General features: G+C 73.3%; 14 protein-coding genes and 2 riboswitches. Of the genes, 10 read left to right on the forward strand and 4 right to left on the reverse strand.

The genetic code is table 11. The features are described from left to right. Window positions 1-2: 2 nt before the first annotated feature. The 3 genes from glyA to gcvT form a co-directional block, all read right to left on the reverse strand. On the reverse strand, window positions 3-1265 hold the full coding sequence (gene glyA, locus AC230_RS17905) for a serine hydroxymethyltransferase (RefSeq protein WP_049717283.1): 1263 nt from the start codon (window positions 1263-1265) through the stop codon (window positions 3-5). A 33-nt stretch (window positions 1266-1298) separates the two neighbouring features. Continuing rightward, window positions 1299-1676: a glycine cleavage system protein GcvH gene (gene gcvH, locus AC230_RS17910; RefSeq protein ID WP_049717284.1), complete on the reverse strand. Its 378-nt coding sequence runs from the start codon at window positions 1674-1676 to the stop codon at window positions 1299-1301. A gap of 84 nt (window positions 1677-1760) precedes the next feature. Beyond that, window positions 1761-2891: a glycine cleavage system aminomethyltransferase GcvT gene (gcvT, locus tag AC230_RS17915; protein ID WP_049717285.1), complete on the reverse strand. Its 1131-nt coding sequence runs from the start codon at window positions 2889-2891 to the stop codon at window positions 1761-1763. 42 nt (window positions 2892-2933) lie between these two features. Next, window positions 2934-3043: riboswitch (glycine riboswitch) on the reverse strand. Further along, window positions 3044-3142: riboswitch (glycine riboswitch) on the reverse strand. Window positions 3143-3299: 157 nt separating this feature from the next. Here gcvT and AC230_RS17920 point away from each other — a divergent pair. The 9 genes from AC230_RS17920 to AC230_RS17960 all read left to right on the forward strand — a co-directional run bounded on the left by AC230_RS17920 (window position 3300) and on the right by AC230_RS17960 (window position 12677). After that, window positions 3300-3953 (forward strand): AAA family ATPase, encoded by a 654-nt coding sequence (locus AC230_RS17920; protein WP_049717286.1) that lies wholly within the window; start codon window positions 3300-3302, stop codon window positions 3951-3953. 119 nt (window positions 3954-4072) lie between these two features. Beyond that, on the forward strand, window positions 4073-4828 hold the full coding sequence (locus tag AC230_RS17925) for an enhanced serine sensitivity protein SseB (RefSeq protein WP_049717287.1): 756 nt from the start codon (window positions 4073-4075) through the stop codon (window positions 4826-4828). Between the two features lie 125 nt (window positions 4829-4953). Next, window positions 4954-5712 carry an enhanced serine sensitivity protein SseB C-terminal domain-containing protein gene (locus AC230_RS17930; RefSeq protein ID WP_241833267.1) on the forward strand — a complete coding sequence of 253 codons (759 nt, stop codon included), beginning with the start codon at window positions 4954-4956 and terminating at the stop codon, window positions 5710-5712. 241 nt (window positions 5713-5953) lie between these two features. Then, window positions 5954-6940 carry an ABC transporter permease gene (locus AC230_RS17935; RefSeq protein WP_049717288.1) on the forward strand — a complete coding sequence of 329 codons (987 nt, stop codon included), beginning with the start codon at window positions 5954-5956 and terminating at the stop codon, window positions 6938-6940. Window positions 6941-6991: 51 nt separating this feature from the next. Next, complete coding sequence (locus AC230_RS17940; protein WP_049717289.1) at window positions 6992-8764, forward strand: ABC transporter substrate-binding protein; 1773 nt, start codon at window positions 6992-6994, stop codon at window positions 8762-8764. A 132-nt stretch (window positions 8765-8896) separates the two neighbouring features. After that, the gene (locus AC230_RS17945; protein ID WP_049717290.1) at window positions 8897-9895 is read left to right on the forward strand and encodes an ABC transporter permease; all 999 of its coding nucleotides are present in this window, start codon (window positions 8897-8899) and stop codon (window positions 9893-9895) included. Then, window positions 9892-10944, forward strand: coding sequence for an ABC transporter ATP-binding protein (locus tag AC230_RS17950; RefSeq protein ID WP_049717291.1), 1053 nt, complete (start codon window positions 9892-9894; stop codon window positions 10942-10944). Before AC230_RS17945 ends, AC230_RS17950 begins: the two co-directional genes overlap by 4 nt. After that, window positions 10941-11990, forward strand: coding sequence for an ABC transporter ATP-binding protein (locus tag AC230_RS17955; RefSeq protein ID WP_049717292.1), 1050 nt, complete (start codon window positions 10941-10943; stop codon window positions 11988-11990). The genes AC230_RS17950 and AC230_RS17955 overlap by 4 nt, the downstream gene beginning before the upstream one ends. Window positions 11991-11999: 9 nt before the next feature. Then, on the forward strand, window positions 12000-12677 hold the full coding sequence (locus tag AC230_RS17960; protein WP_049717293.1) for a trimeric intracellular cation channel family protein: 678 nt from the start codon (window positions 12000-12002) through the stop codon (window positions 12675-12677). 60 nt (window positions 12678-12737) lie between these two features. Here the strand turns inward: AC230_RS17960 and AC230_RS17965 are convergent, their stop codons facing one another. Then, entirely contained in the window at window positions 12738-13322 is a 585-nt protein-coding gene (locus AC230_RS17965; RefSeq protein ID WP_078871348.1) for a TIGR03086 family metal-binding protein, read from the reverse strand. 231 nt (window positions 13323-13553) lie between these two features. On the opposite strand from AC230_RS17965, the gene AC230_RS17970 reads away from it, so the two are divergent. After that, window positions 13554-14723: a cysteine desulfurase family protein gene (locus AC230_RS17970; RefSeq protein WP_049717294.1), complete on the forward strand. Its 1170-nt coding sequence runs from the start codon at window positions 13554-13556 to the stop codon at window positions 14721-14723. Window position 14724: the final 1 nt, after the last annotated feature.

Below are 14724 nucleotides of genomic sequence, written 5' to 3' on the forward strand. Positions count from 1 at the left end.
GCCTACTTCAGGCCGGGGTACAGCGGGTGCTTCGCGGCCAGGGCCGTCACGCGGCCGCGCAGCGCCGCCGCGTCGTACTCCGGCTTCAGGGCCTCGGCGATGATGTCGGCGACCTCGCGGAAGTCCTCCGCCCGGAAGCCGCGGGTGGCCAGCGCCGGGGTGCCGATCCGCAGGCCCGAGGTGACCATCGGGGGCCGCGGGTCGTTCGGGATGGCGTTGCGGTTGACCGTGATGCCGACCTCGTGGAGGCGGTCCTCGGCCTGCTGGCCGTCCAGCTCGGAGTTGCGCAGGTCGACCAGGACGAGGTGCACGTCCGTGCCGCCGGACAGGACGGAGACGCCGGCCGCCTTGACGTCGTCCTGCGTCAGGCGCTCGGCGAGGATCTTCGCGCCCTCCAGCGTGCGCTGCTGGCGCTCCTTGAACTCCTCGCTCGCGGCGACCTTGAAGGACACCGCCTTGGCCGCGATCACGTGCTCCAGCGGGCCGCCCTGCTGGCCGGGGAAGACCGCCGAGTTGATCTTCTTGGCGAGCTCGGCCGTGGAGAGGATGACACCGCCGCGCGGACCGCCGAGGGTCTTGTGCGTGGTGGTCGTCACGACGTGCGCGTGCGGCACCGGGGAGGGGTGCAGCCCGGCGGCGACCAGGCCCGCGAAGTGGGCCATGTCGACCATCAGGTACGCGCCGACCTCGTCGGCGATCCGGCGGAAGGCCGCGAAGTCGAGCCGGCGCGGGTAGGCGGACCAGCCGGCGACGATCAGCTTCGGGCGGTGCTCCTTGGCGAGGCGCTCGACCTCCTCCATGTCGACCAGGTTGGTCTGCTCGTCGACGTGGTACGCGACCACGTTGTAGAGCTTGCCGGAGAAGTTGATCTTCATGCCGTGGGTGAGGTGACCACCGTGGGCCAGGTCGAGGCCCAGGATGGTGTCGCCCGGCTTCAGCAGCGCGAACATGGCCGCGGCGTTGGCCTGGGCGCCCGAGTGCGGCTGCACGTTGGCCGCCTCGGCGCCGAACAGCGCCTTGATCCGGTCGATCGCGATCTGCTCGACGACGTCCACGTGCTCGCAGCCGCCGTAGTAGCGGCGGCCCGGGTAGCCCTCGGCGTACTTGTTGGTGAGGACCGAGCCCTGGGCCTCCATGACCGCGACCGGGGCGAAGTTCTCCGAGGCGATCATCTCGAGGGTGGACTGCTGGCGGTGGAGTTCGGCGTCGACTGCGGCGGCGACGTCGGGGTCGAGCTCATGGAGGGAGCTGTTCAGAAGCGACATGAGTTCTTCCTGGACGAGGAGGAGGGGGCGGGGTCAGCCGGCGAAGTCGGTGTACGCGTCGGCGGTCAGCAGCTCCGCCGGCTCGTCCGTGATCTTCACCTTGAACAGCCAGCCGCCCTCGAACGGGGCGGAGTTCACCAGCGACGGGTCGTCCACGACGTCCTGGTTGGCCTCGACGACCTCGCCCGTGACGGGGGCGAAGAGGTCGCTGACCGACTTGGTGGACTCCAGCTCACCGCAGGTCTCGCCGGCCGTGATGGTGTCACCGGCCGCCGGGAGCTGGGCGTAGACGACATCGCCGAGCGCGTTGGCTGCGAACTCGGTGATACCGACCGTCGCCACACCGTTCTCGTCGGTGGCCGACAGCCACTCGTGCTCCTTGGTGTAGCGCAGGTGCTGGGGGTTGCTCATGGGTCGATTCTCCTGTACGCGGGACGGTGCTTGTGCAAGGGGTCTTGACAGGTGAGACGGAAGGGGAGGACGTAAGGAAGTGGATCAGCGCTCGCGCCGGTAGAAGGGGAGCGCCACGACCTCGTACTCCTCGTGGCTGCCGCGGATGTCCACGGCCACGCCGGGCGTCCCGGGCGCGGCGTGGGCGGCGTCCACGTAGGCGATGGCGACGGGCCGGCCGAGGGTGGGGGAGGGGGCGCCGGAGGTGACCTCGCCGATCACCGTGCCGGAGCCGGTCTCGACGACGGGGTAGCCGGCGCGCGGCACCCGGCGTCCGGTGGCCACCAGGCCCACGAGCTTGCGCGGCGGGGCGCTCGCGGCGCGCTCGGCGGCGGCCTCCAGGGCCGCGCGCCCCACGAAGTCGCCCGGCTTGTCGAACTTGACGACCCGGCCGAGCCCGGCGTCGAAGGGCGTCGTGTCCGTCGTCAGCTCGTGCCCGTACAGCGGCATGCCCGCCTCCAGGCGGAGCGTGTCGCGGCAGGACAGGCCGCAGGGCACCAGACCGGCGTCCGCGCCCGCCTCGGTGAGCGCCCGCCACAGCTTCTCGGCGTCGGCGGGGGCGACGAACAGCTCGAAGCCGTCCTCGCCGGTGTAGCCCGTACGGGCGATCAGGGCGGGGACGCCGGCGACCGTGCCGGGCAGGCCCGCGTAGTACTTGAGGCCGTCCAGGTCGGCGTCGGTGACGGACGCGAGGATGCCGGGGGAGGCCGGGCCCTGGACGGCGAGCAGCGCGTAGTTCTCGCGGTCGTCGCGGACGTCCGCCTCGAAGCCCGCCGCCCGCTCGGTGAGCGCGTCCAGCACCACCTGGGCGTTGGAGGCGTTGGCGACGACCATGTACTCCTCGTCGGCCAGCCGGTAGACGATCAGGTCGTCCAGGATGCCGCCGCGCTCGTCGCAGATCATCGTGTACCGCGCGCGGCCGACGGCCAGCGCCGAGAGGTTGCCCACCAGGGCGAAGTCGAGCGCCTCGGCGGCCTGCGGGCCGGTGAGGGCGATCTCGCCCATGTGCGAGAGGTCGAAGAGGCCGGCGCGGGTGCGCACGGCGACGTGCTCGTCGCGCTCGCTCCCGTAGCGCAGCGGCATGTCCCAGCCGGCGAAGTCGGTCATCGTGGCGCCCAGGCCGCGGTGCAGCGCGTCGAGCGCGGTGAGGCGGGGGGCGGCGTTCTCAGGGGACATACGGAACTCCCGGGCAGGCGGTCGCGAGGCGTCGTTCAGTCAGCCTCCCCATCTGTCATCGGAACCTGAGAGGTTCACCGGGACGCCCGTCAGGAGCGGCCGGCTTGCACCTTGGGTGGGGCCGCGCGCGGCGGCCCGCTTTTCAGATCTGCCTCGCCCGTGCGGTATCGGGGCCTGAGAGATTCAAGGGAGGAACTTGCTCCTTCGGCGCCCGGCACGGCGACGTGCCGGAACTCTCCCGCGCGGATTCGAGCGGCCGGTATGCAGTTGGTCGTGCAGGTGGCGCGCACATCATTGCACGTACGGGCGTGCGATGGGCCGTTCGGACCCCATCGCATTGCATTACTTTTCCTTTACCGCGTTCGGGTACACCGACCGCGACGGGCGGGCGGGAAGAGGGCGGGGACGGTGCGGACGCAGGACGACGGCGCGGCGGCGCCGGTGCGCGACCTGCGCGGCCCCCTGCCCGCCCCGCCCCTGCTCCGGTACGGGCCCGGCGACCTGCTGGTCGTCTCCGGGCTGCCCGGCAGCGGCAAGTCCACCCTCATCCGGCGGGTGGCGCCCGGGCTGGACGGCCGCGGGCGGCCCGTCGTCCGCGTCGACTCCCAGGACGCGCGCGCCCGCCTGGAACGCCGCCTGCCCGCCCGCCTCCCGTACGGCCTCTACCGCCCCTTCGTCCGCCTCGCCCACCACCTGCGGCTGCGCGCCGCCCTGCGCTCCGGCGCGAGCGTGATCGTGCACGACTGCGGACGGACCGGCCGGGTGCGCCGCCGCCTCGCCCGCGAGGCCCGCCGCCGCGGCACGCGGCTGCACGTCCTGCTGCTCGTCGTGCCGCCGGAGACCGCGCTCGCCGGCCAGCGCGCCAGGGGACGCACCGTCTCGGCCGGCGCCTTCGCCCGCCACCGCCGGGCCTTCGGACGGCTCGTCAGCGAGGCCGCCGCGGGCCGGGCCCCGGCCGGCGCGGCCTCCGTCGTCCTCCTCGACCGCGCCGCGGCCGACGCGCTCGGGGCCGTCGTCCTCGGCGGCGCCCCGGCCCCGGCCGGGCGGCCGGGCGGCGGGTGAGGGCCGGCGGTTAAGGTGCGATGCGGTCGCCGCGTCCGCCCGGGGCCAACTCCCGCCCCCGGGCCGGGACCACGGGCCCGCGGGGCGACCCCAGGGACACGAGACGACGGTTGGAACGGATGAGCATCCCCGAGCAGCACGGGCCCGACTGGCCCGCCAACGAACTGGAGCGGACCCTCGCCGCCGGACTGGGCGACCCCGGCGCCGGGGCCCGCATCGTCGAGGTCCTCGGCCGCAGCAGCGTATGGATCCCCCTCCCCAACGGCGGCGGGCCCGGCAGCGCCGACCTCGACCTGCCCACCGTGGAGCTCGACGGCGGCGCCTACGTCCCCGTCTTCAGCTCCCACGCCGAGTTCCTGCGCGGCGCCGGCGACCACATGCCGTTCGCCGTCGCGCCCGCCGTCGAGTTCGCCCGCGGACTGCCGCCGCAGGCCGGCATCGTGCTCAACCCCGGTGGCACCGTGGGCGCGCCGCTGCCCCCGGCCGCCGTCGCCGAGCTGTGCCGCGCGGGACGGCTGCGGCTGGAGGGGGAGCCCACCGGCGGCCGCGTCCGCCTCTTCGAACCCGACTGGCAGGACGAGCCGACGGCCTTCCTCGCCGCCGCCGGGCTGGAGTTCGCCGCCGTCCGCGCGGTGCGCACCGCCCGCCGCGCGCTGGCGAGCGTCGAGGGCGGCGCCCCCGCCCTCTTCGTCGGCGTCGAGCTCGACCTCCCCGACGACGCGAGCCGCGCCGCCGCCCTCGACGCCCTCGGCCGCGCCCTCGGCAAGGTGCCCGTGCCCTGGCCCGTCCGGCTCGTCCTCCTCGACGTCGCCCGGGATCCCGTCGTCGACTGGCTGCGCGACCGCGTCGGACCGTTCTACGACCGTGACCGCTGACTGCTCTCCTGCATGCCGCCGCGGGCTCGTAAGCTGGTTGGACGACCGTACGGGAGGCGCGACCGCGCCGTGAGGCAAGGGGCGGGCGCGGGGTGCGCGTCGGCCCGCAGAAGGGGCGGGGTCAGGTGAGCGCGGGCGCGGAGAGCGGCGTGGAGCAGGTGCTGCGCCAAGTGGCGCCCGGACGCTATGACGTCTACGAGGCGCTGCTGCGCGCGGTCGCCGACGGCCGGCTGTGGATGCTGCTCTGGCACGGGCACGCGGGCTCGCCCGACGCCCAGTACGGGAACATGGAGGTCGACGGCCTCGGTTACGCGCCCTGCGTCACCTCCGAGCGGGAGCTCGCCGCCAGCGGCTGGAACCGGGCCCACGAGGTCGTCCCCGGCCGCTCGTTGGCCGCCTCCCTCTTCCCCGGCCGCTGGGGCCTGTGGCTCAACCCCCACGCGCCCGGCGGCGGCGTCGGCATCCCCTGGCTCGACCTGCGGCGCATCGCCGGCGGACTCGACCGGCTGCCGGCCGGGCCGCTGCGCATCACGGAACCGGTCCTGGAGATCCCGCAGTTCTACGCGCTGCTCGCGCGGCACGCGCAACACACGCCTGCCGTGCGGTCGTTGCGGCGGGCGTGGGTGCAGCCCGCGGTGGGCGCGGCGTATCTGGCGATCGGGCTCGACCTGTACGACACGTCCGAGGGGGCCGTGGAGTCGGTGCGGTCGATGATGCGGCAGGCCCTCGGCGCCGCCCCGGAGGGGCTGCCCGTCTCGACCGTCGCCCTGTCGGACGAGTACGACCCCGTGGGGATGTGGATGCGGGCGCACGCGCGGCCGTTCTACGGCCAGGAGACGGGGGCGCCGCGGGCGCCGCTGGCGGGGTACGGATACCCGCACTGATCCCCCGGGGGCGTCCCCGGCGGGGCTCCGGATAACGGAAGCCCCCATCGCACATCACGGTTGCGCATCCTTTGCGGACCGGGGCTGGCGGGTGATCGCGGGGGCGTTGAAGACTCCCGCTCCAAGGACCCGCCGGTGGTCCGCCGCACGACAGCGCCACTTCCCCCAGTGATGTCAACCATGCCGCCCCGCGGGCGGCCTGTGCGTGGGCCGGTGCCCCGGCCGAGAGGGGTCCGCAGCGATGACGGCACCACTTCCCGACACCAGCGCGGCCGGGGCCGTCGTCGCCGACGTGCCCCCGAAGGCCATCGAGGGGCGCTCGCCCTGGCGCATCGCCTGGACCCGGCTCAAGCGCGACCGGCTCGCCCTGGCCGGCGGCGTCGTGGTCGTCCTGCTGATCCTCGTGGCGGTCTTCGCGCCGCTGATCGTGGACCTGCTGGGCCACCCGCCGAACGAGTACCACGAGGAGCGGATCGACGCCCTGCTCGGCACCCCGAAGGGGGCGTGGGGCGGGATGGACGGCGACTTCCTCTTCGGGGTCGAGCCCGTCAACGGGCGGGACGTCTTCAGCCGCGTCGTCTACGGGGCCCGCGTGTCGCTCCTCGTCGCGTTCCTCGCCGCCGTCGTGGCCGTGGCGATCGGCACCGTGCTCGGCATCGTGGCCGGCTACTTCGGCGGCTGGGTGGACACCCTGATTAGCCGGGTCATGGACGCCCTGCTCGCCTTCCCGCAGCTGCTGTTCATCATCGCCCTCGTCTCCGTCGTCCCCAACGAGCTGTGGGGGCTGAGCGGTTCGGGCGTGCGGATGGCGGTGCTCGTCGCCGTGATCGGCTTCTTCGGCTGGCCCTACGTCGGCCGGATCGTCCGCGGGCAGACGCTCTCGCTCAGGGAGCGCGAGTACGTCGAGGCGGCGCGCAGCCTGGGCGCCGGGCGGACGTACATCCTCTTCCGCGAGCTGCTGCCCAACCTGGTCGCGCCGATCACCGTCTACGCCACGCTGATGATCCCGACCAACGTCCTCACCGAGGCCGCGCTGAGCTTCCTCGGCGCCGGCGTCAAGTCGCCGACCTCGTCGTGGGGGCAGATGCTCTCCAAGGCCGTCAACACCTATGAGAGCGACCCGATGTTCATGGTGTTCCCCGGCCTCGCCATCTTCGTCACCGTCCTCGCCTTCAACCTCTTCGGCGACGGCGTACGGGACGCGCTCGACCCCAGGGGCTCGCGCTGACGGCGGTCCGTCACCCACCACTCCACCACCGACCACGGAGGTCGCGACATCTTGACCACTCAAGGGACTTCGAGGCGCAGAACGGTCGCCGGTGCGACGCTGGTCGTGGCGGCCCTGGTCGGCGTCACCGCCTGCGGCGGGGGCGGCGGCAAGAGCGGCGGGGGCGGCGGCAAGGGGCCCGGCTTCGACGCCGGCGTCGGGAAGGTCGCCAGCCCCTCCGACAAGAAGGGCGGCGAGCTGAAGTTCATCGCCACCCAGGACGCCGACTCGTGGGATCCGCAACGGGGTTACTACGGCTTCGCCTGGGACTTCATGCGCTACTACACCCGTACGCTCGTCACCCCCAAGCCCGGCCCCGGCGCCGAGAGCCGGGCCGTCGTGCCGGACCTGGCCACCGACACCGGGAAGATCTCGGCCGACAAGAAGACCTACAGCTTCACCCTGCGGCCCGGGAGCACCTGGGAGGACGGCAAGCCGGTCACCAGCCGGGACATCAAGTACGGCATCGAGCGCACCTGGGCCCAGGACAAGATATCCGGCGGGCCGACCTGGCTGATGCAGGTCCTGGACCCGGACAAGAAGTACAAGGGCCCCTACAAGGACACGAGCAAGGACAAGCTGGGGCTGTCGGCGATCGAGACGCCGGACGACCGGTCCATCGTCTTCCATCTGGCCCGGCCCAACGGCGACTTCCTCCAGATGCTGGCCATCCCCGCGGCCGCCCCGGTGCGGCAGGACATGGACAAGGCGGAGAAGTACGCGCTGCGGCCGTTCTCCAGCGGCCCGTACAAGTTCGAGTCGTACGACCCCAACAAGAGCCTGGTCCTGGTCCGCAACGACAAGTGGGACAAGAACTCCGACCCCGTCCGCAAGGCGCTGCCCGACAGGATCTCCGTCAAGCTCACCACCAACGCCGACGCGATGGACAGCGACCTGATCGCCGGCAACTACGACCTCGACCTCAACGCCACGGGCATGGGGTCGGCCGGCCGGCAGAAGGCCCTCCAGACCGCCAAGGGCAACGTCGACAACCCCCAGACGGGCTTCATCCGCTACGCGGCCTTCCCGCAGTCCGTCGCGCCGTTCGACAACGTCCACTGCCGCAGGGCCGTCATCTACGGCGCCGACCACACCTCGCTGCAGACCGCGCGCGGCGGCCCCGAGGCGGGCGGCGACATCGGCACCGGCATGCTGCCCCCGGCCGTCCAGGGCTTCGAGAAGGGCTACGACCCGTACGGCATCGCCCAGGGCAAGGCGGACCCCGCCAAGGCCAAGGAGGAGCTCAAGGCGTGCGGCAAGCCGGACGGCTTCACCACCACCATCGCGGTGCGCAACAACAAGCCGCAGGAGGTCGCCACCGCCGAGTCGCTCCAGGCGTCCCTCAAGAAGATCGGCATCGACGCGCAGGTCGACCCGTACGACGGCGCCCAGTACGCGACCGTCATCGGCGCCCCCAAGAACGTCAAGGCCAAGAACTACGGCATCATCGTCCAGGGCTGGGGCGCCGACTTCCCCAGCGGCCAGGGCTACCTCCAGCCCATCGTGGACGGGCGGTTCATCCAGGAGTCGGCCAACCAGAACTACCCCGAGATCAACGACCCCGCGATCGAGAAGCTCATCGACGACGCGATCGCGGAGACCGACCCGGTCAAGGCGGGGAAGATCTACCAGGAGGCCAACAAGAAGGTCATGGAGGGCGCCTACTACCTGCCCTTCACCTTCGAGAAGAACATCATCTGGCGCAGCTCCCGGCTGACCAACGTCTACACGACCGACGCCTACAACGGCCGCTACGACTACGCCGCCCTGGGCGTCGTCAAGTGACCGTGCGGCGACCGTCGTTCCGCTCCCGCCGGCACATCCGCCGCCAGGCCCCGAAGGGCAGGTGAGGGCCGAGCGCGGCGGCCGGGTGCCCCCGGTGACGGGGGCCGCCCGGCCGCCGCCGGGCCGACCGCAGTGTTCGCATACCTCGTCAGACGGCTGTTCGCCGTCATCGTGATGTTGCTCGTGGTCACCCTGGTGACCTTCCTCATCTTCTTCACCATCCCCAGTCTCACCGGGGCCGACCCCGCCGCCCTCTACGTCGGCAAGCAGGCCGACCCCGCGACGATCGAGGGCATCCGCCAGAAGCTCGGTCTCAGCGACCCCGTGCTGGTGCAGTTCTGGCACTTCGTCACCGGCCTGTTCACCGGCCGCGACTACACCGGCGGCGGCACCACCGACCACTGCCCGGCACCCTGCTTCGGCTTCTCCTTCCGCACCGAGCAGCCGGTCTGGCCCATCCTCCTGGACCGGCTGCCCCCGACCCTCTCGCTGGCCGGCGGCGCCTGCGTCGTATGGCTGCTGGTGGGCGTCTCGGCCGGCGTGGTCTCCGCCCTCAAACGGGGCACGAAGATCGACCGGGCCGCGATGACGACCGCCCTGGCCGGCGTCTCGCTGCCGATCTACTTCACCGCGCTGCTGCTCCTCGCCCTCTTCAAGTTCCGGCTCGGCTGGACCACCGCCGAGTACGTACCCCTGAGCGAGGACCCGGCGGGCTGGTTCGACGGGCTGGTCCTGCCCTGGGTCGCGCTGGCCTTCCTCTTCGCCGCGATGTACGCGCGGCTCACCCGGGCCACCATGATGGAGGTCCTCGGCGAGGACTACATCCGCACCGCCCGCGCCAAGGGACTCACCGAACGCACGGTCATCGGCAAGCACGCCATGCGCTCGACGATGACCCCCATCGCCACCATCCTCGGCATGGACCTCGGCGCCCTCGTCGGCAGCGCGATCCTCACCGAGAGCGCCTTCAACCTCCCCGGCCTCGGCCAGGCCGCCGTCACCGCCATCAGCAACAAGGACCTCCCCGTCATCCTCGGCGTCGTCCTCGTCGCCGCCTCCGCCGTCGTCGTCGCCAACCTCGTGGTGGACCTGCTGTACGCCGTGATCGACCCCCGAGTGAGGCTCTCGTGACGTCCTCCCCCTACCTCGACGTACGCGACCTGCGCGTCCACTTCCCCACCGACGACGGCCTGGTGAAGTCCGTGGACGGGCTCTCCTTCTCGCTGGAGAAGGGCCGCACCCTCGGCATCGTCGGCGAGTCCGGCTCCGGCAAGTCCGTCAGCTCGCTGGGGATCATGGGCCTGCACACCGTCGGCCAGTACGGCCGCCGCAAGGCGCGCATCTCCGGCGAGATCTGGCTGGACGGCACCGAGCTGCTCTCCGCCGACCCCGAGACCGTGCGCCGGCTGCGCGGCCGTGAGATGGCGATGATCTTCCAGGACCCGCTGTCGGCCATGCACCCCTACTTCACGGTCGGCTCGCAGATCGCCGAGGCGTACCGCGTCCACCACCCCGGCGCCGACCGGCGCACCGCCCGCCGGCGCGCCGTCGACCTGCTGGACCGCGTCGGCATCCCGCAGCCGGACCGGCGCGTGGACGACTACCCCCACCAGTTCTCCGGCGGCATGCGCCAGCGCGCGATGATCGCCATGGCACTGGTCAACAACCCCGCCCTCCTCATCGCCGACGAGCCCACCACCGCCCTCGACGTCACCGTCCAGGCGCAGATCCTCGACCTCATCCGCGACCTCCAGAAGGAGTTCGGGTCGGCGGTCGTCATCATCACCCACGACCTGGGCGTCGTCGCCGAACTCGCCGACGACGTCCTCGTCATGTACGGCGGCCGCTGCGTCGAGCGCGGCCCGGCCGAGCGCGTCTTCTCCGCCCCCCAGCACCCCTACACCTGGGGCCTGCTCGGCTCCATGCCCCGCATCGACCGTGAGCAGACCGAACGCCTCATCCCCGTCAAGGGCTCCCCGCCCAGCCTGATCAACGTGCCGCCGGGCTGCGCCTTCAGCCCCCGCTGCCCCTACGCGGACCTGCCCGCCGGCGGCGTCACCCGCACCGAACGGCCCGGACTGCGGCCGGCGCCGGGCGACGAACGGCACGTCTTCGCCTGCCACTTGGGCGCCGACGAGCGGAACCGGATCTGGACCGAGGAGATTGCGCCCAAGCTATGACGGAAACCCTGCTCAAGGTCGAGGGCCTGACCAAACACTTCCCCATCACCAAGGGGCTGCTGCGCCGGCAGGTCGGCGCCGTCCACGCCGTGGACGGCATCGACTTCGACGTGCGCGCCGGCGAGACGCTCGGCGTCGTCGGCGAGTCCGGCTGCGGCAAGTCCACGATGGGACGGCTCGTGACGCGGCTGCTCGAACCCACCGCCGGAACCGTCGAGTTCGAGGGCCGGGACATCTCCCACCTCGGGGTCGCCGGCATGCGGCCGCTGCGCCGCGACATCCAGATGATCTTCCAGGACCCCTACTCGTCCCTCAACCCCCGGCACACGGTCGGCACCGTCGTCGGCGCCCCCTTCCGCCTCCAGGGCATCACGCCCGAGGGCGGCGTCAAACGGGAGGTCCAGCGGCTGCTGGAGCTCGTGGGGCTCAACCCCGAGCACTACAACCGCTATCCGCACGAGTTCTCGGGCGGGCAGCGGCAGCGCATCGGCATCGCCCGGGCGCTGGCGCTCAAGCCGAAGCTGGTCGTCGCGGACGAGCCGGTCTCCGCCCTGGACGTCTCCATCCAGGCGCAGGTGGTCAACCTGCTCGACGACCTCCAGGACGAGCTCGGGCTGACGTACGTCATCATCGCCCACGACCTGTCCGTCATCCGGCACGTCTCCGACCGCATCGCGGTCATGTACCTGGGCAAGATCGTCGAACTGACCGACCGCTCCTCGCTCTACGCGCGCCCCCTCCACCCGTACACCAAGGCGCTCCTCTCCGCCGTGCCCGTACCGGACCCGCGGCGGCGCGCCCGGCGCGAACGGATCCTGCTCAAGGGCGACGTGCCGTCGCCCATCTCGCCGCCGGCGGGGTGCCGCTTCCACACCCGGTGCTGGAAGGCGACCGAGGTGTGCCGGACGGAGGAACCGCCGCTGCGGGCGCCGGAGCCGGGGCACGTGGTGGCGTGCCACCATCCGGAGGGGGACGCGGCCCCCGCCCGGGACACCCCCTCCGGGGCGGGGCCGGGGCGGGACGGGGGCACCCCGCCCGGCCGGTAAGAATGTCGCGTGCTCACCGACCTGTTCACGCCGTCCGTCCAGCATTGGCTGGACATCGCCGGAATCTTCGTGTTCGCCATCTCCGGGGCGCTCCTCGGCGTCCGCAAGAACTTCGACGTCTTCGGCATGGCCGTCCTGGCGGAGGTCACGGCCCTGGGCGGCGGGCTCTTCCGCGATCTGGTCATCGGCGCCGTCCCTCCGGCCGCGTTCACCGACCTCGGCTACTTCCTCACCCCGCTGCTGGCCACCCTCATCGTCTTCTTCCTCCACCCGGAGGTGGAGCGGATCACCACCGCCGTGAACGCCTTCGACGCCGCCGGCCTCGGCCTCTTCTGCGTGACGGGCACCGTCAAGGCGTACGGGCACGGCCTGGGCCTGACCCAGTCCGCCACCCTCGGCCTGGCGACGGCCGTCGGCGGCGGCGTCCTGCGCGACGTCCTGGCGAACGAGGTGCCGTCCCTGCTGCGCTGGGACCGCGACCTCTACGCCGTCCCGGCCATGGCCGGTGCCGCGGTCGCCGCGCTGATGCTGCGGCAGGGCGCGCTGCACGGGCCCACCAACGCGGTGCCCGTCCTCGTCGGCTGCGGCCTGCGGCTGCTGGCCATGCGGTACCACTGGCGCGCCCCGCGCGCCTGGCACCGGCGCTCCGCGGCCACCGAGGAGAAACTGGAGACCGCCCGGGAATAGCCCCCGCGGCGCGGTCCCGCCGGCTCGCGCGCCCGCGGAACCGCGCCCGGCGGCGGCCCGCTACTTCACGTCCCGCCCGGTCCGGGCGGCCAGCCGGGTGTGCACGTCCGCGCCCTCGGGGGCGGGCCGGGCCGGGGCGAAGGCGCCCGGGCGGCCCTCGGCCGGGATCGCGGCCTCGGCCGTGGCGAGCGCGAAGCCGGACAGCTCCGGGTCGAGCGCGACAGGGCGGCCGAGCGCCTCGTTGAGGTCCCAGGCGTGCGTCACCGTCTCCAGGACGAAGAACGCGACGGCGGCGCGGCCGGGGGCCGAGCCCCACGGCGCCTTGAACGGGCCGGCGAGCCGCGCCTCGTCGTCCCACTCCGCGGCGAGCCGGGCGCCGGCCTCGGCGAAGACCTCCGCCCAGGCGCCGTCGGCCACCTCCGGCAGGGACGGCAGGCCTGGCTCGATCCCGCCGGCGGCGGCGCCCTCCGCGAACTTCGTCCAGGCGCCGAGGAGGTGCCGCAGCAGCCCCCGCACGTCGAAGTCGCCGCACGGCGTCCGCTCGCCGAGGCGATCGGTCCCCACGGCCGCCACAAGGGTGTTCATCTGGTCGATCGCGCCCCGGAGCTGCGGGCGGGGGTCGGTCACGGGCCGGGCGTCGGACACGGGCGGCTCTCCTCGGGTGTACGGGCGGGCGGCCGGGAACCCGGCCGCAGGAAGCCTGCCTCCGCGGGACGCCCCGATGTCCTGTGCTTTTCGGCCAACTTCCCGGGGGCGGTGCGCGGGGTGGTGCCCGGGGCCGGGCGGAGGGCCGCCCCGCGCGGGCCGGGCGCCCGCCGCCGAGAGGGGAACCGCCGGGTACGGCGCCCCGCTCCGGCTCGTAGAATCGTCCCCACCATGGCCTACCTCGACCACGCCGCCACCACTCCGATGCTCCCGGAGGCGGTGCAGGCGATGACCGCCCAGTTCGCCGTCGCCGGGAACGCCTCCTCGCTGCACGCCGCGGGGCGCCGCGCGCGCCGCACCGTCGAGGAGTCCCGCGAGGCCCTCGCCGAGGCCCTCGGCGCCCGCCCCAGCGAGGTCGTCCTCACCGCGGGCGGCACGGAGGCCGACAACCTCGCGGTCAAGGGGATGTACTGGGCGCGCCGGGCCGCCGACCCCGCCCGCACCCGCGTCCTCGCCAGCCCCGTCGAGCACCACGCCGTCCTCGACGCGGTCGACTGGCTCGCGGCGCACGAGGGCGCCACCGTCGAGTACCTGCCCGTCGACGCGTACGGGCGCGTGCACCCCGACGCCCTGCGCGAGGCGATAGAACGCGACCCGTCCGACGTCGCGCTGGCCACCGTCATGTGGGCCAACAACGAGATCGGCACCGTCATGCCGGTCCGCGAACTGGCCGACGTCGCCGCCGGGTTCGACGTCCCGCTGCACGCGGACGCGGTGCAGGCCGTCGGCCAGCTCGACGTCCGCTTCGCGGACTCCGGGCTGGCCGCGATGACGGTCAGCGCCCACAAGATCGGCGGCCCGTACGGCGTCGGCGCCCTGCTGCTGGGCCGCCGGTACGCGCCCGTGCCGCTGCTGCACGGCGGCGGCCAGGAGCGGCACGTGCGCTCCGGCACGCTCGACGTCCCCGGCATCGCCGCCTTCGCCGTGGCCGGCACGCTCGCCGCGGAGCGCCGCGAGGAGTTCGCGCGGGCCGTCGGCGCCCTGCGCGACCGGCTGATCGAGGGCGTCCGCGCCGCCGTGCCGGACGCGGTCCTCGGCGGCGACCCGGACCCGGCGGGCCGGCTGCCCGCCAACGCCCACTTCTCCTTCCCCGGCTGCGAGGGCGACTCCCTGCTGCTCCTCCTGGACGCCCAGGGCATCGAGTGCTCCACCGGCTCCGCCTGCACGGCCGGGGTCGCCCAGCCCAGCCACGTCGTCCTCGCCACCGGCACGGACCCGGAGCTGGCCCGCGGCACGCTGCGCTTCTCCCTGGGGCACACCTCGACGGAGGCGGACGTGGACGCCGTGATCGAGGCGATCGGCCCGGTGGTGAAGCGGGCGCGGGGCGCGGGCCTGAGCTGAC

The organism is Streptomyces caatingaensis (assembly GCF_001187435.1).
Lineage (GTDB): Bacteria > Actinomycetota > Actinomycetes > Streptomycetales > Streptomycetaceae > Streptomyces > Streptomyces caatingaensis.